This is a genomic window from Actinomycetes bacterium (genome assembly GCA_024222295.1).
GTDB lineage: Bacteria > Actinomycetota > Acidimicrobiia > Acidimicrobiales > Microtrichaceae > JAAEPF01.
In genome coordinates this window covers 1-21,454 of the sequence record JAAEPF010000034.1, presented here as the reverse complement: position 1 = coordinate 21,454, position 21,454 = coordinate 1, and the positions used below count along the sequence as shown (strand labels likewise).

The 21,454-nt window shown below is 67.6% G+C and carries 20 protein-coding genes and 1 pseudogene; 5 read left to right on the top strand and 16 right to left on the bottom strand.

Annotated features, from left to right (window positions below; translation table 11 throughout):
* Nucleotides 1-26 precede the first annotated feature (26 nt).
* Nucleotides 27-470 carry a GNAT family N-acetyltransferase gene (locus GY812_12740; GenBank protein ID MCP4436344.1) on the bottom strand — a complete coding sequence of 148 codons (444 nt, stop codon included), beginning with the start codon at nt 468-470 and terminating at the stop codon, nt 27-29.
* A gap of 58 nt (nt 471-528) precedes the next feature.
* Here GY812_12740 and GY812_12735 point away from each other — a divergent pair, with 58 nt between their 5' ends.
* Nucleotides 529-1,386 (top strand): PAC2 family protein, encoded by an 858-nt coding sequence (locus GY812_12735; protein MCP4436343.1) that lies wholly within the window; start codon nt 529-531, stop codon nt 1,384-1,386.
* A 6-nt stretch (nt 1,387-1,392) separates the two neighbouring features.
* Here GY812_12735 and GY812_12730 read toward each other — a convergent pair whose 3' ends face one another.
* The 3 genes from GY812_12730 to GY812_12720 all read right to left on the bottom strand — a co-directional run bounded on the left by GY812_12730 (nt 1,393) and on the right by GY812_12720 (nt 5,488).
* Nucleotides 1,393-3,702: a [protein-PII] uridylyltransferase gene (locus GY812_12730; GenBank protein MCP4436342.1), complete on the bottom strand. Its 2,310-nt coding sequence runs from the start codon at nt 3,700-3,702 to the stop codon at nt 1,393-1,395.
* Between the two features lie 143 nt (nt 3,703-3,845).
* Nucleotides 3,846-4,184, bottom strand: coding sequence for a P-II family nitrogen regulator (locus GY812_12725; protein ID MCP4436341.1), 339 nt, complete (start codon nt 4,182-4,184; stop codon nt 3,846-3,848).
* A 56-nt stretch (nt 4,185-4,240) separates the two neighbouring features.
* On the bottom strand, nt 4,241-5,488 hold the full coding sequence (locus tag GY812_12720) for an ammonium transporter (GenBank protein ID MCP4436340.1): 1,248 nt from the start codon (nt 5,486-5,488) through the stop codon (nt 4,241-4,243).
* A gap of 169 nt (nt 5,489-5,657) precedes the next feature.
* Between GY812_12720 and GY812_12715 the strand changes: the two genes are divergently transcribed.
* Entirely contained in the window at nt 5,658-5,840 is a 183-nt protein-coding gene (locus GY812_12715) for a hypothetical protein (protein MCP4436339.1), read from the top strand.
* Between the two features lie 11 nt (nt 5,841-5,851).
* Here the strand turns inward: GY812_12715 and GY812_12710 are convergent, their stop codons facing one another.
* Entirely contained in the window at nt 5,852-7,423 is a 1,572-nt protein-coding gene (locus tag GY812_12710) for an AMP-binding protein (protein ID MCP4436338.1), read from the bottom strand.
* A gap of 17 nt (nt 7,424-7,440) precedes the next feature.
* Nucleotides 7,441-8,139 (bottom strand): chlorite dismutase, encoded by a 699-nt coding sequence (locus GY812_12705; protein ID MCP4436337.1) that lies wholly within the window; start codon nt 8,137-8,139, stop codon nt 7,441-7,443.
* Between the two features lie 142 nt (nt 8,140-8,281).
* Between GY812_12705 and GY812_12700 the strand changes: the two genes are divergently transcribed.
* Entirely contained in the window at nt 8,282-8,941 is a 660-nt protein-coding gene (locus GY812_12700; GenBank protein MCP4436336.1) for a hypothetical protein, read from the top strand.
* Nucleotides 8,942-9,012: 71 nt separating this feature from the next.
* Here the strand turns inward: GY812_12700 and arfB are convergent, their stop codons facing one another.
* The 5 genes from arfB to GY812_12675 are packed head-to-tail and all read right to left on the bottom strand — an operon-like array spanning nt 9,013 to nt 14,073.
* Entirely contained in the window at nt 9,013-9,420 is a 408-nt protein-coding gene (arfB, locus tag GY812_12695; protein ID MCP4436335.1) for an aminoacyl-tRNA hydrolase, read from the bottom strand.
* Nucleotides 9,413-10,063 carry a class I SAM-dependent methyltransferase gene (locus tag GY812_12690; GenBank protein ID MCP4436334.1) on the bottom strand — a complete coding sequence of 217 codons (651 nt, stop codon included), beginning with the start codon at nt 10,061-10,063 and terminating at the stop codon, nt 9,413-9,415. The genes arfB and GY812_12690 overlap by 8 nt, the downstream gene beginning before the upstream one ends.
* Complete coding sequence (locus tag GY812_12685) at nt 10,063-12,351, bottom strand: FdhF/YdeP family oxidoreductase (GenBank protein MCP4436333.1); 2,289 nt, start codon at nt 12,349-12,351, stop codon at nt 10,063-10,065. Before GY812_12685 ends, GY812_12690 begins: the two co-directional genes overlap by 1 nt.
* A gap of 8 nt (nt 12,352-12,359) precedes the next feature.
* A complete protein-coding gene (locus GY812_12680; GenBank protein ID MCP4436332.1) occupies nt 12,360-13,208 on the bottom strand; it encodes a sulfurtransferase FdhD in 849 nt (282 codons plus the stop codon).
* A gap of 34 nt (nt 13,209-13,242) precedes the next feature.
* Nucleotides 13,243-14,073: a sulfite exporter TauE/SafE family protein gene (locus GY812_12675; protein MCP4436331.1), complete on the bottom strand. Its 831-nt coding sequence runs from the start codon at nt 14,071-14,073 to the stop codon at nt 13,243-13,245.
* 178 nt (nt 14,074-14,251) lie between these two features.
* Between GY812_12675 and GY812_12670 the strand changes: the two genes are divergently transcribed.
* A complete protein-coding gene (locus GY812_12670; GenBank protein ID MCP4436330.1) occupies nt 14,252-15,535 on the top strand; it encodes an ABC transporter substrate-binding protein in 1,284 nt (427 codons plus the stop codon).
* Between the two features lie 61 nt (nt 15,536-15,596).
* On the opposite strand, the gene GY812_12665 is transcribed toward GY812_12670, so the two are convergent.
* The 5 genes and pseudogenes from GY812_12665 to GY812_12645 all read right to left on the bottom strand — a co-directional run bounded on the left by GY812_12665 (nt 15,597) and on the right by GY812_12645 (nt 20,072).
* Nucleotides 15,597-16,394, bottom strand: coding sequence for an ABC transporter ATP-binding protein (locus GY812_12665; protein MCP4436329.1), 798 nt, complete (start codon nt 16,392-16,394; stop codon nt 15,597-15,599).
* Entirely contained in the window at nt 16,387-17,286 is a 900-nt protein-coding gene (locus tag GY812_12660) for an ATP-binding cassette domain-containing protein (GenBank protein ID MCP4436328.1), read from the bottom strand. Before GY812_12660 ends, GY812_12665 begins: the two co-directional genes overlap by 8 nt.
* A gap of 111 nt (nt 17,287-17,397) precedes the next feature.
* A pseudogene (locus GY812_12655) lies at nt 17,398-17,679 on the bottom strand (ATP-binding cassette domain-containing protein).
* The gene (locus GY812_12650) at nt 17,669-18,685 is read right to left on the bottom strand and encodes a branched-chain amino acid ABC transporter permease (GenBank protein MCP4436327.1); all 1,017 of its coding nucleotides are present in this window, start codon (nt 18,683-18,685) and stop codon (nt 17,669-17,671) included. Before GY812_12650 ends, GY812_12655 begins: the two are co-directional and overlap by 11 nt.
* A 13-nt stretch (nt 18,686-18,698) precedes the next feature.
* Nucleotides 18,699-20,072: a branched-chain amino acid ABC transporter permease gene (locus GY812_12645; GenBank protein ID MCP4436326.1), complete on the bottom strand. Its 1,374-nt coding sequence runs from the start codon at nt 20,070-20,072 to the stop codon at nt 18,699-18,701.
* A 159-nt stretch (nt 20,073-20,231) separates the two neighbouring features.
* Between GY812_12645 and GY812_12640 the strand changes: the two genes are divergently transcribed.
* Nucleotides 20,232-21,454 (top strand): FAD-dependent oxidoreductase (locus tag GY812_12640; GenBank protein MCP4436325.1); only part of this gene is annotated, 1,223 nt, incomplete at its 3' end.

The following is a 21,454-nucleotide window of genomic DNA, read 5'->3' as shown; positions in this document are numbered from 1 at the left end:
GTGCCGCCCGGTACTGCTCTGACGGCTCAGGCGCCGGCGAACCGGTACACGTTGGTGTCGCGCTGCTCGAAACCGAGCCGCTTGTAGAGGCGGTTGGCCGCCTCGCGGCTGGGACGCGATGTTAGGTCCACGGTCTTCGCTCCCAGATCTGCGGCAAGGTCGATGGCATGGCGGTTGAGGGCGTCGCCGACACCCTTGCCGCGGGCCGCGCCGTCCACCACAACGTCTTCGATCCAGGCCCGGATACCCGTGGGGATGGGGAACACGACGAGGGTCAGGGACCCCAGGATGCCTGTGTCGTCGCGGGCGACCAGGAGGTGACAGGCGGGCGATCCGGTGATGGTTGCGAGCACATCGGGACCGGGGGCCGGTGCGGACGACGACAACTGGGGCACCAGCCGCTGCATTGCCTCGACGAGTTCGTCGGTGACCTCGTTCAGCTCCTCGACCGTGCATTGCGTTTCGCTCATGCGCACCACCCTAGGGGTCGGGGCACAACTGGCCCGAGGTGCCGATACCGTGAATCCCGTGGGGCAACTCAAGTGGCACAACCGTCCGGGATCGAAGGTCACCGGATCCACCCACACCGTGATGGTGGCGGCCTTCTCCGGCTGGAACGATGCCGCCGATGCCGCCAGCGGGGCGGTCGACCACCTTTGGGACACATGGCACGCGCTGACCATCGCCTCGGTCGAACCCGATGAGTACGTCGACTTCACCGTCACCCGTCCGGGGGTGGAGGTGTCCGCCGGCGTACCGGGCGACCTCCGTTGGCCCGTGACCGAGCTCGGCTGGTGCACGCCCTCGCCTTCCCTGTCGGTGGTGCTGGTACGTGGACCCGAGCCGCAGTTCCGCTGGCGCCAGTACTGCACCGAGTTGGTCGAGGCCGCAGACGAGATCGGTTGTTCGGCGGTGGTGGTGCTCGGTGCGATGTTGTCCGAAGTGCCCCACACGCGCCCCGTGCCGGTGTTCACCGCATCCCATGACCGCCAGGTGCTCGACATGATGGCCCTGCCGGCTTCGGACTACGAAGGCCCGACCGGAATCCCGAGCGCGCTGCAGGAATGCGCCCGCGCCGGCGGGCTCGAGACTGTAGGCCTCTGGGCCGCCCTGCCCGGCTACGCAGCCGGTGTGCCCTCGCCGGCGGGTGCCCTCGCCCTGGTGGAGCAGACCAGCACCGTCGTCGGTGCGGCTGTCGACGTGTCCGCACTGGCCGACTCGGCCGCAGAGTACGCGGAGCAACTCGACGTACTGGTGGCCGAGGATGACGACACCGCTGCCTACCTGGGTCGCCTCGAGGAGGCGTACGACGTCGAAGGTGCCGCCCTGGGCTCCGCCGACGAGCTGGTAACCGAGGTGGAGGACTTCCTGCGCGACCAGGGGTGACCGGGCTCAGCCAGGTCCCTCGAGGGCGTGCAACAGCGCCCGGGAGATCTCGTGCTGCAGATCCGGGTCCTCAATGCGTCCGCCGCCGTGAAGGGTCACGTAGAACGAGTCGACGACGTCGTGGCCCAGCGTGTCGATACGGGCGCCGCTCACGTCGATGTCGAACTCGGCCAGCGAGCGGGCCAGCCGGTACAGCAGGCCGATGCTGTCCGGTCCCACGACCTCGACGACGGTACGGCCCTCGCCACCGCTGGCGCCGTTGTCGAAGCGCACTGCGGGCTCGAACTGGTGCATGCCAACATGGCGTGCGCGGTTGTGCGAGCGCGCCCGGTCATCTATGCGGGCCTCGAGTGCGAGGCGACGCTCGACGGCCTTGACCACGTCCACGGTTACCCGGTCCCACGGCACCACACCCCCGGGTGCAGCCCGCACCACGAACTCATCGAGGGCGCGCTCACCCTCGGAAAGGATGTTGGCCTCGACCACGTCGAGCCCGTGCAGTGTGAGCGCACCGGCAACCCGGGAGAACACGCCCGGCTGGTCCTCGCACGACACCGTGATCCGGTTGCCGTCGGTTGCCACGCCCACACCATCGACCGCCAGCAGGTCGCGCTGGGCCTCGGTCGGGAACACACCCGGGTGGACATTGTCGACCGCACCCTCGAGCAGTTCGATGGCGCGGCTGGCGAGCCGGTCCACGAGCTCCGCCTTCCATGGGGACCAGGCGCTCGACCCCGTCGCAAGCGAGTCGGCCTCGGTCAGCGCACGCAGGAGCGCCACTCGCTGGGTGGTACCCGCCTCCTGTGCCACGAAGTCGACGGTCTGCGGATTCGAGATGTCCCGGCGGGTGGCGACGTCGGGCAGCAACAGGTGATGGCGCACCAGCGCCTGCACCGTGGCCACGTCGTCCGTGTCGAAACCCATGCGGGCCGCGATTCCGGCTGCCATCTCGGCGCCGCTCTCGGAGTGGTCGCCCAGTTCCGGGTAGCCCTTGCCGATGTCGTGCAGGAGGGCACCGATCACCAGCAGGTCGGGCCTCTCCACGAGATGGGACAGCGCGGCGGCCTCCGCAGCGGTCTCGAGCAGGTGCCGATCGACGGTGAAGCGGTGGTACGCGTTTCGCTGGGGCCTGCTCACCGTGGGTTCCCACTCCGGCAACAGGCGGGTCCACAGACCGCGGTCCTCGATGATCTCGATCACTTCGACCGCCTGCGGGCCGACCTCCAGCAGCCGGCAGAAGGCGTCTCGGGCCTCGGCGGGCCAGGGCGACGGTGGCTGGGGCGCGGCCTCGAGCGCGTCGAGGGTGGACGCCGCGATGCGCAGGCGGTTCTCGGCTGCCATGCGTGCCACGGCGAGAACCGTGAACGGGTCCGTCACGGTTCCAACACCGTCGGCCAACGCAACTCGGCCGTCGCGCACGACCAGGCCGTCGGAAGCCTTGGCCCGATCACGCCTGAATCGGCCGAACAGCCGGGCGTCGAGCCCGACCTTGGTGTCGTGCCAGGCGTCATCGGACGCGATGGCTATGGCCCGACCGGCTCCGGCGACACGGGCCATGAGAACGTCGGGGTCGCCATCGCCGAGAATCGTCGCGAGCGGCGCCTGCTCCTGGAGCACCAACTTGTCACCCGGCTTGCCCTGGTGGCGGTGCAACTCGACACGCACCTCGAGCAACACGTCGTGGTAGCCCATGAGCAAGTCCGACAAGCGCGGGTCGAACGGAGCCCCGGCTGCCGACGCCCAGGCGAGCGCATGCACGTCACGCAGGCCGCCGCGTCCTTCCTTGAGGTCGGGCTCGAGGCTGAATGCGACCTCCCCGGCGCTACGGTGCCGCTCGTCGGTCACCACCGCCAGCTCTTCGAGCCACTTGCGGCCTCGCTTGCGCCAGTTGGCCCGCGACTTCTCCGACAACTCGGAGCTCAGGTCGGGGTCACCTGCCAGGTGCCTTGCAGACAGAAGTGAGGTGGCCGTCTCGAGGTCCTCCGACGCGAGCGAGAGCGTGTCGCGGACGCTGCGCACCGAATGGCCGAGTTTCAGCCCCGCGTCCCAGACCGGGTACCAGAGCTTCTCGGCGACACCGGACGGCTCCGAGCGCGAGCCGAACACCAACAGCAGGTCGAGGTCGGACTGCGGTGCCATCTCGCCACGGCCCTGGCCACCGAGGGCAATTAGCGCCAGGCCGCTCTCGCCGGATGCCGCCTCGTCGAACAGCTCTGCGAGCCAGTCGTCGACTCTGTCGGTCCATGCCTCGACGAACGCACGGCCCCGCAGCGAGGTGTCTTCCAGCAGGTCTGTGCGCTTCAGCGCTGGAGGCATCTATGTGCTCCGTTGATCGTTGCGGCCCGTTTGGCCCATTGTTGTGCACATCGGGGAAACCCGTAGTCCCCCCGGCCGGGTCGGGCCTGGCCCGGCCGGGGGAACGCCCCGTGGGTCGGGGATCGTTGACCCAGAATCCGTCCTCAGACGGCCTCTGCGCCGCGCTCTCCGGTGCGGATGCGCACGATCTCGTCGATCGTGGACACCCAGACCTTGCCGTCGCCGATCTTGTCGGTCTTGGCGGCCGAAACGATGGTGTCGACGACGTCGGAGACGTCGCCGTCGTCCACCACTGCCTCGAGGCGTACCTTCGGCAGGAAGTCCACCTGGTACTCCGTGCCTCGGTAGGTCTCGGTGTGGCCGCCCTGGCGGCCGAAGCCGCGTACCTCGGTGACGGTAAGGCCGACGACTCCCATGTTCTTGAGTGCGGCCTTCACATCATCGAGCTTGAACGGCTTGATGATCGCGGTGACTAGCTTCATTGCCTTCTCCTGTGCTTGTCGTATTGGTTGGGTCGAGTGATGGGTTGGTCTGCGGCTCAGCGAGCCATCGTGGACTCGCCGAGGTTGTATCCGGTCTCCGCGTGCTGGGAGATGTCGAGGCCTGCTTCCTCGTCCTCCTCGTCGACGCGCACGCCGATGGTGATGTCGAGGACCTTCATGATGAGGTAGGTCACCACGAACGAGAACACGATCGTGACGATGTTGGCGATTGCCTGCTCACCGAGCAGACCTGCGCCGCCGCCCTCGAAGATGCCCGCCTCGAACTCGCCGAGAGCGCCGGGCCTTGCGAAGAACCCGATCAGCAGGGAGCCCACGAGGCCGCCGACGAAGTGCACGCCGACTACGTCGAGGCTGTCGTCGTAGCCCGCCTTGAACTTCAGACTTACTGCGAAGGCGCAGATCACGCCGGCCGCAAGGCCGATCCAGATCGAGGACATGTCACCCACGAAACCGGCCGCAGGGGTGATGGCCACCAGGCCCGCAACGATGCCGGAGGCGATGCCCAGGTTGGTGAAGTGGCCATCCTTGATGCGCTCCACGACAGCCCATGCGAATCCACCGGCAGCAGCTGCGAGGAACGTGTTGGCGAACGCCTGGATGGCGACGCCGTCCTCGAGGCCGCCTGCGCCGGCGTTGAAGCCGAACCAACCGAACCAGAGGATGCCGGTGCCGATCATGACCAGTGGCATCGAGTGCGGCGGGTGGCCTTCCTTGGGCCATCCCTTGCGCTTGCCGAGCACCAGGACCGCCGCGAGGGCTGCGATGCCCGCATTCACATGGATGGCTGTGCCACCTGCGAAGTCGAGTGAACCGCGGTCGGCCAGCCAACCGGTGATGTTGCCGTCACCGTCGAGGCCGCCATAGATCCAGAAGGTGACCGGGACGTACACGAGCAAGCTCCAGAGCGGCACGAACCATGCCCAGGCGGAGAACTTCATGCGGTCGGCCACGGCACCCGATATCAGCGCCGGGGTAATGGTGGCGAAAGCTCCGAGGTAGATGATCCAGATGAGCGTCTCGCCCTGGTCCTCGCCGATCCCGCTTCCGCTCAGAAAGGCGAAGTCGAAGTTGCCGATTATCGAACCTTCCCCGCCGAAGGCGAGCGAGTATCCGAGGATCACCCACACGAGCGGAATCACCGCCAGGCACCAGAAGTTCATCATCAGCATGTTGAGTACGTTGCGACTCCGGTCCATGCCTCCGTAGAAGAAGGCGAGTCCCGGTGTCATGAAAATCACCAGAGCTGCACAAACCAGCAGCCAGGCAACACTTGCTCCGTCCATTTCATTGGCCCTTTCGTCGCGGGATGCCGCAGTGACCCACACCACGGCAGTTGGGTTACCTGCAGGACGCTAGGAACGGAGTGTTTCGGCAGTGTTTCCTGCGATGAGCCTTTTGGTTACGCAATCAGGCATGCGCCGGTGCCGTAAGCGGGCTGTCTAGCGTTGGGACATGGCCGTGCGCCCAGACTGCCGTCACTACTCGAGCCGCACCGTTTCAGCCGACGAACTGGTGCAGCGCTGCAGGGTCGACTCTGCGGAGAAGGCTCCGTTCGCCTGCCCTGAGGGCTGCCTGTTCTTCGAGCCCCGCTCGATCACCGACGCCGGATGGGACCGTCGCCCCGACGACGGCTAGCCGGACGCCCGTCAGATCGAGCGGCCGGAGTCATCCCAGTGGGGATCGCGCAGCTCGCGCTTGAGCAGCTTGCCCGTCATCGTGCGGGGCAGCTCGTCGTGGAACTCGATCAGCTTGGGTGACTTGTAGCCGGCGAGGTGCTCGCGGCAGTACGAAATGAGCTCGCTGCGCAGCTCGTCGGTGCCTTCCGTGCCAGGCGCCAGCTCCAACGCTGCCGCAACGTTCTCGCCCATCTCGTCGTGGGGCACACCGAACACGGCGACGTCCGACACCGCCGGATGGTCGTGCAGCACGTGTTCGATCTCGGCTGGGTAGATGTTCACCCCACCGGAGATGATCATGTCGATCTTGCGGTCGGACAGGAACAGGTAGCCGTCGTCGTCGATGTAGCCCACGTCGCCGAGCGTTCCGAAGCCCTCGCGATGCGCCGCTGCGGTCTTCTCGTCGTCGTCGTGGTAGCTGAAGTCGGTCCCCATCTCGTTGCGGAACCAGATCTGGCCCGGCGTTCCGGGCGCGCACTCGTTGCCGTCGTCATCCAGCACCTGAATGGTGATGTTGTCGACGGGCTTGCCGAGGCTTCCCGGCTTCTCGAGCCATTCCTCGCCGGTGATGAGCGAGAGGAAGCCGCCCTCCGTACCGCCGTAGTACTCCGACACGACCGGGCCCCACCAGTCGAGCATGTCGCGCTTCACGTGGTCGGGGCACGGCGCCGCACCATGGAAGACCGTGGTGAGCGACGACCCGTCGAAGCCGGCGCGCGACTCCTCGGAAAGCTGGAGCATGCGGATCATCTGGGTGGGCACGAGGTGGATGTTGGTGACCCCGTGCTCGTCTATCAGGTCGAGGGTCTCCTGGGCGTCGAAGCGGTGGCGCATCACGATGGTGGATCCGGACAGCAGTGGGAAGACCGAGAACACCCACTGCGCAGAGTGGTATGCCGGGCCGATGAGCAGGCTCGTTCCATCCGCGGGCAGGCCGAGCATGCCGGTGAAGCTCTGCGAGATGAGCTCGAGAACCTCAGAGGGAATCCCCGTGGTGGCGAGAGTGGACTTCACACCCTTGGGGAACCCGGTCGTGCCAGACGTGTAGAACATCGGGCCGCCCATCGAAGTGTCCTGCGGGGCTTCGCCCGAAGCAGCCGCGAGCAGCTCCTCATAGGAGATGAAGCCCTCGGGCAGGTCGGCTCCGGGCGGGGTGCCCAGCACCACCCAGGCACGCACGTCTCCCGTGCGCTCATCAGCTCGGGCCTCGATCGCGACGTCGAGGAACCGGTCGTCGACCAGCACGACCTTGGCCCCGGCGTTGCCCGACACATAGGCGAGCTCTTCGGCCACCCAATGCCAGTTGACGGGCACGACGATCCACCCACCGTTGGCCGCTGCGACGAAGACCTCGAAAAACTCGCGGCGGTTGCCCGACATGAGCGCCACGGTGTCGTGCGTCTCCAGCCCGAGGCCCCGCAGGGCCTCGACGGCCCGGTTGACCCGGTCGTCGAGCTCGGCCCACGAAGTCGAGCCGTGTTCGTCAACGAGGGCGGGTGCGTCGCCCTTGTTGTCTGCGATCTTGCTGATCAGTTCTGCCATCGTGCCTGCTCCCCGTGTCAGCCCTGCTCGGTGACGCCGATTCGTTCGAGTACTACGGCCGGATCGGCAACCATACCGACGTAGAACGGTCCGAAAATGCCGAAGCGGGCGGACGCCTCGTCGAATCGCATGGTGTACACGACGTCCTTGATGTCGTCAGGGTTCACGCAGAACAGGGTGACTCCCCATTCGTAGTCGTCAAGGCCGGTCGAGCCGGTCACCACCTGCAGCACCCGTCCGGAGAACTTCCGCCCCGACGCGCCGTGCTCGTACATCAGCTCCTTGCGGCGGTCGTACTCCTCGGCGAACCAGTTGTCGGTGCCCTCGCGCTTCTTGGACATCGGGTAGAAGCAGAATGCCGGCTTGCCCTCAGGAGGCAGTTCGGGGTGCAAGCGGGCCTGCTTCATCTCCTCGGGCACGCCCGCTGCGTACTCGCTCAGCTCGGTGAGCGACACGTAGGAGTCGACGACCTCCATGCCTGCATCGGTGAGGTCGCTCTGCAGCGCCCGCAGGTTCCACTGGTCCTCCGACAGCGCCATGACCCCCAGGTCGGCCTTGTGGCCGAGCATCGCCGCGGTGACCACCTGGTCTCCGCGTTCGCTCGCCGCCTCGAGGGCTGCGAGCACCGCCGCTGCGTCGACCAGGGGACCGGGCTTGCAGAACAGGTGAAGGACGGCGAGGCCGATCGAGGGCTGGGAACTGGCGGGCTTGGACATCGCCACACTCTAGGAAAACAGGCCCTGCCGGCCCGCAGCGGGAGGAATCCGGAGGATTGCCACAGTTTTCTGTCAGATCCGCCAGAGGAGTTCTCTTGCACCCCGAAGGCGACAACGGGTCGCCCGAGACCTGGAGACAGCAATGAACACACACACCGCGCACAACGAGAACACGACAACCTCCTTCTTCGGCCGCAACGGCCGACGCCTGGCCGCTGCAGCGCTGATCGCCGTAGCCGGCTCCGTCGGCACCGGTGCAGTCGCCTCGGCCGAGTCACACGTCCCGAGCCCTTCCTGGGAGACGGTCGCTGACCCGGAGCCGATCACGCCGGCGCACACGCTGCCGCAGCTCGAGAATCCCTTCCCCATCGCGGACGTCCCCGACGTGCCCGGTCACGGCACCCCGCAGCTCACCGTCCCGGGCGTGGACCTGCCGGACCTGCCCGGCAGGCCGACCATCGACACGATCCCCGGTGCACCGGACTTCCCCGACTTCCCCGAGATCCCCACCGACCCGGTCGACCCCGATGAATACCCCGGTGACGAGCCCGGCGACACCCCCACCGAGACCACCGTTGCGGAGACCACCGCACCCGAGAACTCAGTCCCGGAGACCACGGTGCCGGGGTTCCCCGATGTGGAGGTCGAGGGTGAACAGGACGAGCGGACGGTCGGCGAAGAACTCGCCTACACCGGCAGCGACTCGAACCTGCCGCTCGTCGGCGGAGGCCTCCTGCTCGCCGGTGGCCTGGTGGCCGCACTGTCCTACCTGTCCCGCCGATCGGGCCTCAGCCAGGGCTGAGCAGACCTTCCCCCACTGCCGGTGGCGTCGGACTCCCAGATCAGGGAGTCCGACGTCCGCGCGCGACGGGTTCAGTAGTCGGGACGCCGGCGCTGCTGCTTGATCTCCGAGCGCCGCTTCTTGTCCTTGATGCGACGCTCCTTCGATCCCCTCGAAGGCCTGGTGGCGCGCCGCGAGCGCTCGGGAGTGAGCGCATTGCGCAGTCGGCCGGCCAGTCGCTCACGGGCTATGTCGCGGTTGCGGTGCTGGGACCTCTCGTCGTCGACGACGACGCGGACGTCTTCACCGAGACGGTCGAGGATCATCGACCGCTGGTGGTCGCTCAACACGGCCGAGGCCGCAACGTCGAAGCGGAGCTCCACGCGGGTGTTGGAGCGGTTCGCATGTTGGCCGCCCGGACCGCCCGAGGGCATGAACCGCTCCGTGAGTTCGGCGCCCGGTATCACCAGGGCACCGCGCACCGGGAGGTCGTCAGGCACCGTCGTCCCCTCCGCGAACGGCGGTGCCGAGGATGTGCGGGGCCACCGGATTGGGCAGGCGGGGCGGTCCCAGGTGGATGCGGCGCAGCGCCTCGATCCGCCAACCCGCCCGCTCGATCTCGCCGGCTGTGTCGCGCGAGGTGTGGCAGCCACCGAACAGGTGTGGCCAGATGGCGTCCACCCGCCGCTGCCACCGTGCCGGCCGTTGGGCTTCCGCCCGAACGTGCTCGTAGAACCGCAGGCCTCCCCCAGGGCGCACCACGCGGTGCATCTCGCGCAGCGCAACCGACTGGTCGGAGAACGAGCACAGCACCAACGACGCCACAGCCGCATCGGCCCAGCCGTCGACGAGCGGTAGGTCCTCAGCGACGCCGTCCACCACGGTGACCGAGAGGTCGACCTGCTCGGCCGCCTGCATCGCCAGGCCGCGCAGGTATGGCTCGGGTTCCACCGCGACCACCTCGGTCACGGTGTCGGGGTAGTGCGCGAAGTTGGCACCGCTTCCGGCACCCACCTCGATCACCCGGCCCTGCAGTGCCGCCAGCATCTCGACGCGGTGCTCGGTCTGCCCGGAGCGGTCATCCAGCTCGACGAGGCGGGCAAAGACCCTCGCAAACACCGGGTGGCTCACCTTCGGTGGCATCAGGCCTGCTCCTCCGGGATCGCCTCAACGGTCACGAGGGCCTGGAAGTCGGGAATGCCCGCGTCGGGGTCGCGATGGTCTGCGCCGGGCTCGAGTAGTGAGTTGCCCTCGGGCCAGTGGACCTGCGCACTGCCCTGCGGGAGCCGCGCCGTGCGCACGCGAGCCGCCATCTCGCCGTGCGGTGAGCGCAGCAAGACCGTTTGTGAATCGGCGAGACCAAAGGCCTCGACGTCGGCGGCGTCCATGTAGACAGCGTCGCGGCCCGCTCCCGTGAGGGGGTCGACCTCGGCCCAGAGGATCGAGTTGAACTGCTTGCCCCTCCGGGTCGTGACCCGCAGCATGCCCTCGGGCACCGACGTATCTGGCACCGCGGGCACCGTGAACCGGCCCCGGCCGGTGGCCGTGGGGAACCTTCCGTCGCCGCACAGGTGGCGACCACCCCACTGGATCGCATCGCCGGTGACCTCGAGGTGCTGGATACCGTCGTAGCTCGGCACGACCCTGGCGATCTCGGCTCGCAGGTCGCGGTTGGACCGCCAGTCGAACGCGCCTTTCAGTTCGGGGCGGGCCCGCCGGGCCACGTCGGCGAAGAGCCGCCATTCCGAGCGTGCCTCACCCACGCGTCGCGGGATCTCGGGGGAGAACGCCACCCGCCGCTCCGTGGTGGTCGAGGTGCCGCCGCCTTCCTGCTCGTAGCGGGTGGTGACCGGCAACAACAGCACGTCTTCTCCGTCGACCAGCATCTGGGAAGTGAGGTGCACGTCGGAATGCACCCGCAGGGGAACCGACTCCAGCGCCGTGCGAACCCCCGGAGGGTCGGGAAGCACGTCGAGGAAGTTGCCTCCGGCGGACCACAGCACGTCGAGCGAGCCCGCCGAGGCGGCATCGACCATCGCCGGTGCGGTCAGGCCGGGCGTGTCCGGCACCCCGAACCCCCAAAGGGCGGACAGCTGTGCGGCACCATCGGCGTCGACCGCCACCCCGCCGGGCAGGGCGGTCGCGTAGGCGCCCATCTCGGCTCCGCCCTGCACGCCCGAGTGCCCGCGGATTGGCATCACGCCGGCTCCGTTACGTCCGATGTTTCCCTTGGCCAGCGCGAGGTTGATGATCGACCGCACGCCGTGCACCCCGAAGGTGTGCTGGGTGATCCCCATCGACCAGATGAGCACGGACGCGTCCGCTGCTGCGTAGAGGTCCACGAACGCCTCGAGGGTGGGGAGGTCGACGCCGGCCAGGTCGAGTAGCCGCTGCATCGGCTCGGACCCCAGAGCGGCTCGAAGCGCCGCGACCCCCTCTGTGTGGTCCTCGATGAACCGTTCGTCGAACCCGCCGCGTTCGTCGAGCAGCTTGAGCGCTGCGGTGGCGAGCGCGATATCGCCACCGACCTTCACCGGCACGTGCAGGTCACAGATCCGCGTGCCGAACACAGCGGACTCCGGCACCGAAGGCACCCAGTAGCGCTCGAGGCCGGGCTCCAGGTACGGGTTGACCACCACCACCTTCGCGCCGCGCTCCTTGGCGCGGTGCAGGTACTTGGTGAACACCGGCTGGTTGTTGGCCGGGTTGGTTCCCCAGAGCACGATCAGGTCGCTCTCGATCACGTCGCGCAGCGAACAGGTCGAGGCCGACACGCCGATCGTGTCCTTCATGCCGACCGTCGACGGCGCGTGACATACCCGCGCAGCCGAGTCGATGTTGGGGGTACCCATCGCCCGGGCGGCCTTGCCCGCGACGTAGTACGTCTCGTTGGTGAGGCCCTTGGACGTGAGGTAGATCCCGACCCGCCCGGCATCAGCGCCACGGATCGCGCTCGCCAGGGTGTCGAGGGCCTCGGACCAGGTGATCCGCGTGAAGCCCGCCTCCCCACGTCGACGTCTCATCGGATGTGCGAGTCTGCCGAGCTTGCGAAGCTCAGCGGAGCTGCGCTCGCGCAGTGGGGCGACGTCCGAAACCAGTCGGTCGTCGAGCGGCCCCATGGTGTTGAGCTCCAGCAACTCGAGTCGCGTGGTGCACAGGTGCACCCCGTCGAGGGTCCAGTCGTGCAGGCCCGCGACTCCGAGGGCGCATCCGTCACATACTCCCCTGGACAGCACCTTCCAGGCATAGGGAGCGTTGGGCATTTGCTCGCGGGCGATACGGAGCATGTCGCGGTAGTGGCGCGGCTTCTGCTCTGCGCGGCCATTGGGTGACCATCCCGCCCACAGTTCCGGATGCAGGCCCAGCTTGCGCAGCCCGGAAGCGACAGCACCTCCCAGGATCGGTTCGCCGTTCGACGTCGTGCGGGCCATGGCGGGGCTCACGGCAGTGCTCCCAGTAGTTCCTCACCCGCATACACGGTGACCCGGCCCTCCCGGGCGAAGCCACAGAGCACGATCCGGGCCCGCTCGGCGGTATCCACCGCGAGGGAACTGACCGCACCAACAGCGACCACTGCGCTGAAGCCGGCGGCCCAGGCCTTCTGGAGGATCTCGAAGCTTGCACGGCCCGAGACCCACAGCACGGCCGCAAGGCCTGGATCGCCGGGAACCGCCGGGCCGGCGGGCCGGCGGGTTTCGCCCAGAAGCAACGAGCCGACCACCTTGTCGACGGCGTTGTGGCGGCCGATGTCCTCTCGGAGCACGATCGGGTCGCCGTGAAGGTCGATAGCCGCCGCCGCATGGGACCCACCGGTCACCCCGAACAGCTCCTGGCTCCTCGGCGCGCCGGAGCCGGCCGCAACCAGCAACCTGCTGGTGAGCCCCGGCGTGGGCGGCAGCGGTTGGAGGTCTTCGGTGAGGGCGTCGATGTGCTCGCAGCCGCAGACACCGCACGACGACGATGTGATGCCCAGGCGCCCTTGCGGCCGGGTCGTGCGCGCATCGGACGGGGACCGCTGCACCGTGACCACGTTGAAACCGGTGTCGGTGGCGCTCCCGGTGGCGCAGTACCGCACCTTGCCGGGAGCTTCGGAGATGAAACCCTCGGCCCAGCAGAAGCCCACCGCCAGCTCGAAGTCATGGCCCGGCGTTCGCATCGTGGTGGCCACGAGGTCACCGTCGAGGCGGATCTCCAGTGGCTCCTCGACCAGGACCTCCTCGGGCATCCGGCCACCCGAGTCGTCGCTGTGTGCCCTCGCGAGCAGGCGACGGGTACGGCCTCGTGTCATTCCCGCGATGCTACGGGCTGTCGGGTCGCGGCAGTCAGCTGCCCGAGATCAGCCCCCTGGCCTCGGTGGCTCCGTAGACGATGGCGAGCACCACGATCAGCAAGCCGAACAGGATGCGGATCGTGCGGTCACTGGCCGCGACCGTGAGTTTCGCTCCAACCTGCGCCCCCGGCACCACCCCCGCCATAAGGGGCAGCGCAAGCGCCCAGTTCACGTGGCCGAGGGCGACGTGCGTCACGAGGGCTGGCACTTGGAACATCGCCACCGCCACGAGGCTGGAGGCCACCGCCCGGCGCATCGGCACCCGCAGTGGCCCGGTCAGCATCGGCACCAGCACAATCCCTCCGCCCACGCCCAGCAGCCCGGCCACGAACCCCGCGACCGCTCCCAGCATTGCCACGCCGACCATCGGGTACGCGCGACCGTCGTCGAGGTCGCGGCGCGTGTCCATGGCCGCCGCCGATCCGCCGCGCACCTTCATCACCACGCTGATCCCGGCCCAGAGCATCAGCGCGGCGGTCAGCACCATCAGCAGCCGCCCCGGCACCACGTCGGAGGTGAGTGCACCCGCCACGGCCATGAACGCACCGGTCAGTCCGAGCCCCAGCGCCAGGCGCCACTCGACCATCTGCTCGCGGGCATAGCGGTACGCCCCGCTGATCGCTCCGGGCACGATAGCCGGCACGGTGGAACCGACCGCTTCGATGGGTGTCGCTCCGAGCAACCTCACCACCGGAGTGGTGACCACGGCTCCGCCGATGCCGAGGAGGGCGGAAAGAACGCCGGCGCCGAACCCGGCCAGCACGGCGCCGGCCACGACCACCCAGGTGGGGAGGTTCACGGCGAGCACGGAGCCAGTGAGCACCGGGCCATTCTCGTCGACCGAATGCCCGGCTTCGGCAACCACGGAGAGCGGGCGTGGCGTCTCACGCTGAGTGAAGTTCCGCTTGCCGGATGGCAAACGTCACTAAGGTTCCGACGCACCGGATCGCAAGGGCGTATGTCCCAACCGGTTCGGGTTTGGATCAACGAAAGGGTTGGATATGAACAGGAAGCGATGGTGGCTTGCCCTCCTCGGCATCTTGGCCAGTTTCACACTGGTCGCCGGGGCGTGCAGTAGCGACGACAGCGACGACGAGGACTCGTCGGGCGGGGACTCATCGGGCGACAGCTCGGGTGGCTCCGACGACGTGCTCAAGATCGGCACGCTGCTGCCGGAGACAGGCGACCTCGCCTTCCTCGGCCCGCCGGAATTCGCCGGTGCCGAGTTGGCAGTCCAGGAGATCAACGACGCCGGTGGCGTCTGTGGCAAGGACGTGGAGCTGACCCAGGGTGACTCGGGCGACACCACGACCGACATCGCCAACCAGACCGTCGACAAGCACCTCGCCGACGGCGTGGATGCGATTGTCGGGGCGGCAAGCTCGGGTGTGTCGTTCACCGTGATCGACAAGATCACCGGTGCAGGCGTGATCCACTTCTCGCCGGCCAACACCAGCCCGGACTTCACTGACTACGACGACAACGGCCTGTACTTCCGTACGGCTCCCTCCGACGTACTCCAGGGCCGCGTGCTCTCGGACCTCATCGTTGAAGAGGGCTACACCGCGCCGTTCATCTTCGCCCGTCAGGATCCCTACGGTGAAGGCCTGCTCAAGTTCACCAAGGAGCCCCTCGAAGCGGCCGGCGCCACGGTGACCGACGTGGTCTATGACCCGAACGCCACCGACTTCTCCGCTGAGGTCGACCAGGCTGTCACAGCCGCTCCCGACGTGATCGTGCTCATCGGCTTCGCCGAGTCGGAGCAGATCATCAAGGAGATGATCGCCAAGGGAATCGGCCCGGATGCCGTTCCGCTGCTGCTGGTTGACGGCAACATCGGCAACGCACTCGGTGAGAACTTCCCCGACGGCGAGCTGGCCGGCGTGCGCGGCACCCTGCCTTCTGCAGAGCTGACATCTGACTTCAAGGACCGCCTCCTCGAGGTGGACCCGGAACTCACCGACTTCAGCTATGGCCCCGAGACCTACGACGCCGTGATCATCACTGCGTTGGCGGCCGAGGAAGCCGGTTGCGGCGACCCGAAGGACACGGCGTCCAAGATCAACGGAGTCACCAAGGACGGCACGGCGTGCACGACCTTCGCTGACTGCAAGAAGCTGATCGAGGACGGCGAGGACATCGACTACGACGGCGCCGGTGGCCCGTACGCATTCATCGACGCAGGTGAGCCTTCAGAGGCGAGCTTCGCGATCCTGCAGTACGGCCCGGACAGCCAGACCGATGACTCGCTGACCGAGTACAAGTTCGCAAAGCTCTCGGGCTGACCGAACACTTCGAGGGAGGCCCGGCCGAAAGGCCGGGCCTCTTTCGCGTACAGGCCGCAGTTCAGTCGGCGGTTGCCAGGGTGCCGAGGTAGAGCTCGATCACCTTGGGGTCGCGCAGCAACTCTGCGCCCTTGCCCGTGTAGGCGGTGTGGCCCTGGTCGAGGACGTAACCCCGGTTGCAGATCTCGAGGCAACGCTTCGCGTTCTGTTCCACCATGATGATCGTCACCCCGGTCTGGTTGATCTCGCGGCAACGGACGAAGACCTGGTCCTGCAGCGCCGGCGACAGCCCGGCCGAGGGCTCGTCGAGCAGCAACACGCTCGGCTCGGTCATCAGAGCCCTCGCCATGGCGAGCATCTGGCGCTCACCGCCTGACAGGGAACCAGCTCGCTGCTTGATCCGCTCGCCCAGCCGGGGGAACAGGTCGATGATGAATTCCTTGCGCTCACCGAACCGGCTCGGTTGGCTGAACGCACCCATCTCGAGGTTCTCCTCCACCGAGAGGCGGGGGAACACGTTGTTGTTCTGCGGGACGTATGCCAGGCCACGCTGCACGAGCTGGTGGGCCTTGAGCGAAGTGATGTCCTCACCGCGGAGGTTGACGCCGCCGCTCGTCACCTTCACCAGCCCGAACAGCGCCTTGAGCATCGTTGACTTGCCGGCACCGTTGGGACCGATGATCCCTACGAGTTCGCCCTCGGCGACCGCCAGGTCGGCTCCGTTGAGGATGTTCACACCCGGCAGGTAGCCGGCGACGACGTCGTTGATCTCGACGATCGGATCCTCGATCACCACCGCCTCGCTGGATGCAGCGGACTCCCCGGATTCCGGTGCGGTGGTTTCGTCTTCGTCACTCACCGGACTCCTCCTCGATCCGCTGCAGCTCGGCGGCCTCGGCCTCGAGTTCCTCGGTGGCCTCGGCCTCGAGCGCGGTTTCGTCGATCTCCTCGAGAGACACGTCGTGGTGGGCACCCAGGTAGGCGTCGATCACGTCCTGGTTCTGGCCCACGACGGTCGGGGGTCCCTCGGCAATGATCTTGCCCTCGGCCATGACGACAACCCAGTCGCTTATCTCGCGCACCACGTCCATGTCGTGCTCCACGAACACCACGGTCATGCCGTCGTCGCGAAGTGACGTGATGTGGCCCAGCAGTGACTGGGTGAGTGCCGGGTTCACGCCGGCCATCGGCTCATCGAGCATCACGACCTCGGGGTCGGTCATCAGGGCGCGGGCCATTTCGAGAAGCTTGCGCTGGCCGCCCGAGAGAGTGCCGGCGAATTCGTCGCGCATCCGGGTGAGCAGGAACCTCTCGAGCAGTGCGTCCGCTCGTTCGGTGATCGCCTGTTCCTCGCTGCGCCACAGCTGGAACAACCCTGCCAGGAACTTCTCACCCCGCTGGTTGGGCGCACCCAGGCGCATGTTCTCAATCACTGACAGCTTGGAGAGCGCCTTGGTGAGCTGGAAGGTTCGTACCATGCCGAGGTTGGCCACCTCGTGCGGAGGCAACGGACCGGTCGCCCAACGCCAGAGACCGAGGGCGACGCCCATGCCGATCAACCAGCCGGCACCCATGTCGACGGTGACCCAACCCTCTCCGACATCCAGCAGCAGCCCGAACGCACCGCCGAGCAGGGCGCCCAGGACACAGCCAAGAGAGACCGTGAACACGGCCTCCAGGCCGTCCTTGCGCCTCATGGCGAGCGCGAAGGTCACCACGGCCGCAACAAGACCAACGAACAGGTAGACCATGGCGTCGTTGGCACGAGCCAGGATCCACCCTGCCGACAGCCACATGGCCAGGGCTCCGAATGCTCCGAGGGCGAAGCGCACGCCCTGGCCCAACTCGGCCACCGCCACCCGTCGGTCGAGTTCGCGGCCCTTGTACAGACGAGTGCCTTCGTCGGCGGTGTCGAAGCCCGTGAGCAGGTTGAAGAACGTCGTCTTGCCCGCACCGTTGGGACCGATCAGCGCCGTGATCACACCGCGCTGGATCTCGAGGTGCTCGACGTCGACTGCGACGAGGCCACCGAAGTGGCGGGCCACCTTGTCAGCGACGATGACCGGGTCGGGCTTGGCCACGCCGGGCACGGGCTCCACGCCCTCGAAGGCAGCGGCAGAGGAGGTGGTGTCTTCAGCTGTCATCGAGCGCCATCTCCTTCCGGTCGCCGAACAGGCCCTGTGGCCTGAAGATCATCAACAACAAGAGGCCCACCCCCACCAGCATGAACCGGACCTGGCCGACCTGCACGCCTTCCATGATGGTGTTGAAGTCAAAGAGGCCGAACACCGAATAGTTGCCGGCGGCCATCGGGCGCAGGATGTTCTCGGTGAGGCTCAGCAGGGACCAGAAGATCATGGCGCCCACGATCGGACCCCAGACCCGCCCGATGCCGCCGATGATCAGTGCCGCCCATATGAAGAAGGTCTGTGGTGGCTGGAAGTTGTCGGGCTGCACGGTGGCCGTGCCAATTGCGAACATCATGCCGGCGAGCCCGCCGAGAACACCGCCGAACACGAGCGACTGGATCTTGTACCAGTAGGCCGACTTGCCGAGTGCGCGGGCGGCATCTTCGTCTTCGCGGATGGCCTTGAGGATGCGACCCCAGGGCGAGCGCATCAGCAGGTAGACCGCCAGTGCCGCAAGCGCCACCAGCCCCCACGTGACGAGGGTGACGAACAGGAGCCTGCCGTTGCTGAAGAAGATGGGCCCGATCCGGTATTCCGAGGAAGGGTCGAACGGCGAAAGTTCGTAGAACTGGCTGGAGAAGCCGTTGATCCCGTTCGATCCGCCGGAGAAGTCGCGCAACGCCACCGAGCGGGCGACGAGCCGGATGATCTCGGACGCGGCGATGGTGACGATCGCCAGGTAATCGGCCCGCAGCCGCAGCGCGGGCAGCCCGAGCAGCAGTGCCAGCAACACGGACATGAGCACACCCACGCCCATGCCCACCCAGATCGACCAGCCGTAGTAGGTGACCGATACGCCAACTCCGTAGGCCGCGATCGAGGCGAAGCCGATCTGGCCGAAGTTGAGCAGGCCGGTGTAGCCGAAGTGAACATTCAGTCCGATCGCAGCGAGCGCGAACCATGCGGCATTGAGGGCCACCGCCGCAGTGAGGGCGTTGCTGAGAATGTCCGACCAGCTCATCGTTGCTGCCCCCTCATCCGATTCTCTCGCTTCTGCCCATGATCCCCTGCGGCCTGATCACGAGCACCAGGATCAGCACGACCAACGCACCGACGTTCTTCAGCTCCGCCGGAATCACCATGGTCGAGACCATCACGAAGACGCCAATGAACAGAGAACCGACGGCGGCGCCGAACGCCGTGCCGAGCCCGCCGAGGGTCACCCCGGCGAAGATCAGCAGCAGGAGCTTGAAGCCCATGTCCCAGGCGACCGACTCCGAAAGGCCGAACAGTGCGCCCGAGAGCGCTGCGATGGAGCCGCCGAGGATCCAGACCTGCACGATCACCCGCTCGACATTGATGCCGGAGCTCGAGGCCAGGTCGCGGTTGTCGGATACGGCCCGCATGGCTCGGCCCGTGCGGGTGCGCTGCAGCAGAAGTCCAACGGCACCGAGGATGACGATGCAGATGCCGATCGTCCAGAGGTCCTTGGGTGTGGCGCTGACCGGGCCGATGTCGACACCCTGCTGGACCGAGTACTGCAGGTAGCTGCGACGGTCGCCACGGAAGAGGTAGAGGAACAGGTAGCGCAGGAAGATCGACAGGCCGATCGTGACCACGAGCTGGGCGACCAGGCTGGTGCCGCGGCGCCGCAGCGGCCTGAATATCACAGTGTCGAACAGGGCTCCGGCCAGACCACCGGCAACCGCAGCCAGCAGGAACGCGGGGATCACGTGCAGTCCGACGGTGACGTTGAAGAAGAAGGCGGCCAGCGCGCCGAAGGTGACCATCTCGGCGTGGGCGAAGTTGGTGAGCCCCGTGGTGCCGAAGATCAGCGACAGGCCGATCGCCATCAGGCCCAGCAACAGGCCGAAGCGAACGCCCTCCACGAGGAGCTGGAGGAACCGCTCGGTGTCGCTGCGGGATCCGTCCGAACCGGAGTCACCCGTCGGGGTCGTGGGGTCGCCGTCGGGACCGGTCGTGGCGGCGCCCTCGGCTCCCGATTCCAGCGGGAAGAGCGCACCCACGCGGACCCTGCCGTCGCTCAGCTCCACGGTGCGCTCGGCAGCTGCAGGGTCGGCAATGGTGACACCTGCGGGCAGCGTCTCGAGGTCTATGCGGACCAGGTAGCTGGTGGGCTCCGCGACGCCGACCTCCCACTTGCCGTCCTCACCGCTGGTGGCCGAGCCGAGCACGTCGCCGGCTTCATCGAGGACCTCGACCACCACGCCCTCGACACCCGTGCGGGCACCGTCCTGCACCACGTTGAGCGTGCCGAAGACCGCGAATGGCGCCTCCTCACCCTCGCCGCCGCCGGTGGGGTCGTCTCCGGCAGCTGGGTTTTCCTGCGCACCGCTGGCGGCCGGCCATGCGATCGCGGCCAGGCACAGGAGCACGAACACGAGCATGCGGAACGCGGACGCGCGCTGCTGGTGCCGGCGACCCGGATACGACATGGGCATCCATGGGAATCTAACGGTTCCACACCGCTCCTGTGACAACTGTTACTGATGGCCGGACTGCGACCCCCCGCTAACGTGCCGCACTGACGCCCACAGGAGGGCTGCATGGGGAGAATCGTGATAGCCGGGGCGGGCGTCGCCGGCCTCGGCACGGCGTTGTACGCCGGGCGGGCCGGGCACGAGGTGGTGATCGTGGAGCGCGACGACACGCCCCTGCCACCCACCCCGGCCGAGGCCTTCTCGTGGGACCGCCGCGGCGCGCCGCAGGTGCGGCACTCCCATGCATTCCTGGCCCGCCTGCACAACCAGCTGCGCGATGACCACCCCGACGTGCTTGCGGCATTGCTCGATGCCGGCGCCACGGAAATGGACTTCATCGCGATGCTCCCCGACGGAATGGACCGCACGCCCATGTTGGGCGACGAGGACCTCGTGGCCCTGGCGTGCCGGCGCACGACGTTCGAGTGGGTGCTGCGCCATGCGGTGCTGGACACGGGTGCCGCGACCCTGCACCACGGCGCGTCCGTCGACTCACTGTTGGTCGCCTCCCGGGACGACCGGCCCAGGGTGACCGGCGTGCGCCTGTCCGACGGCGAGAACCTGCACGCCGACACAGTGGTACTGGCCGGCGGACGTCGCATGGACGTGCCCGCGCTGTACGGCGCGTGCGGGGTGGAGCTGGAGGAGAAGACCGAGGACACGGGGATCGTGTACCTCTCCCGGTTCTACCGACTCCTCGACGCGCACGACTATCCGCCGCAGCTCGGCCCGATCGGTGGCGACCTCGGCTACCTGAAGTTCGGGGTGTTTCCGGGCGATGACCGCACGTTCTCGATCACCCTGGCCACCAACACGGGCGACAAGGAGCTGCGCCGGCTCCTGATGGACCCGGATGCCTTCTCGGCCGCAGCGTCGTGCCTACCGCCCACCGCCGCACATGTCGATGGCAGGGCGGAGCCGATCACCGGGGTCGAGGTGATGGGCGGCCTCATCAACCGCCGGCGCGGTTTCCTGGTCGACGGCCACCCCTTGATCACGGGTGTGCACGCCGTCGGCGATGCCCACACGGCCACCAACCCGCTGTACGGGCGCGGTTGCAGCCTCGCCATGGTGCAGGCGGCGTTGCTCTGTGACGCTCTGGCGGAGCCGGATCCGCTCGCCAGCTCGGTCGCCTACGAACAGGCGTGCGTCCGCGAGATCCTGCCCTGGCACGCAGCGGCGGTCGCACAGGACCGCATGAACAAGGCCAACTCGGGCGGCAATAGCACTGCTGACGAGGGACCAAGCGATGACAGGGCGGTGGATGACAGGGCGGTGGATGACAGGGC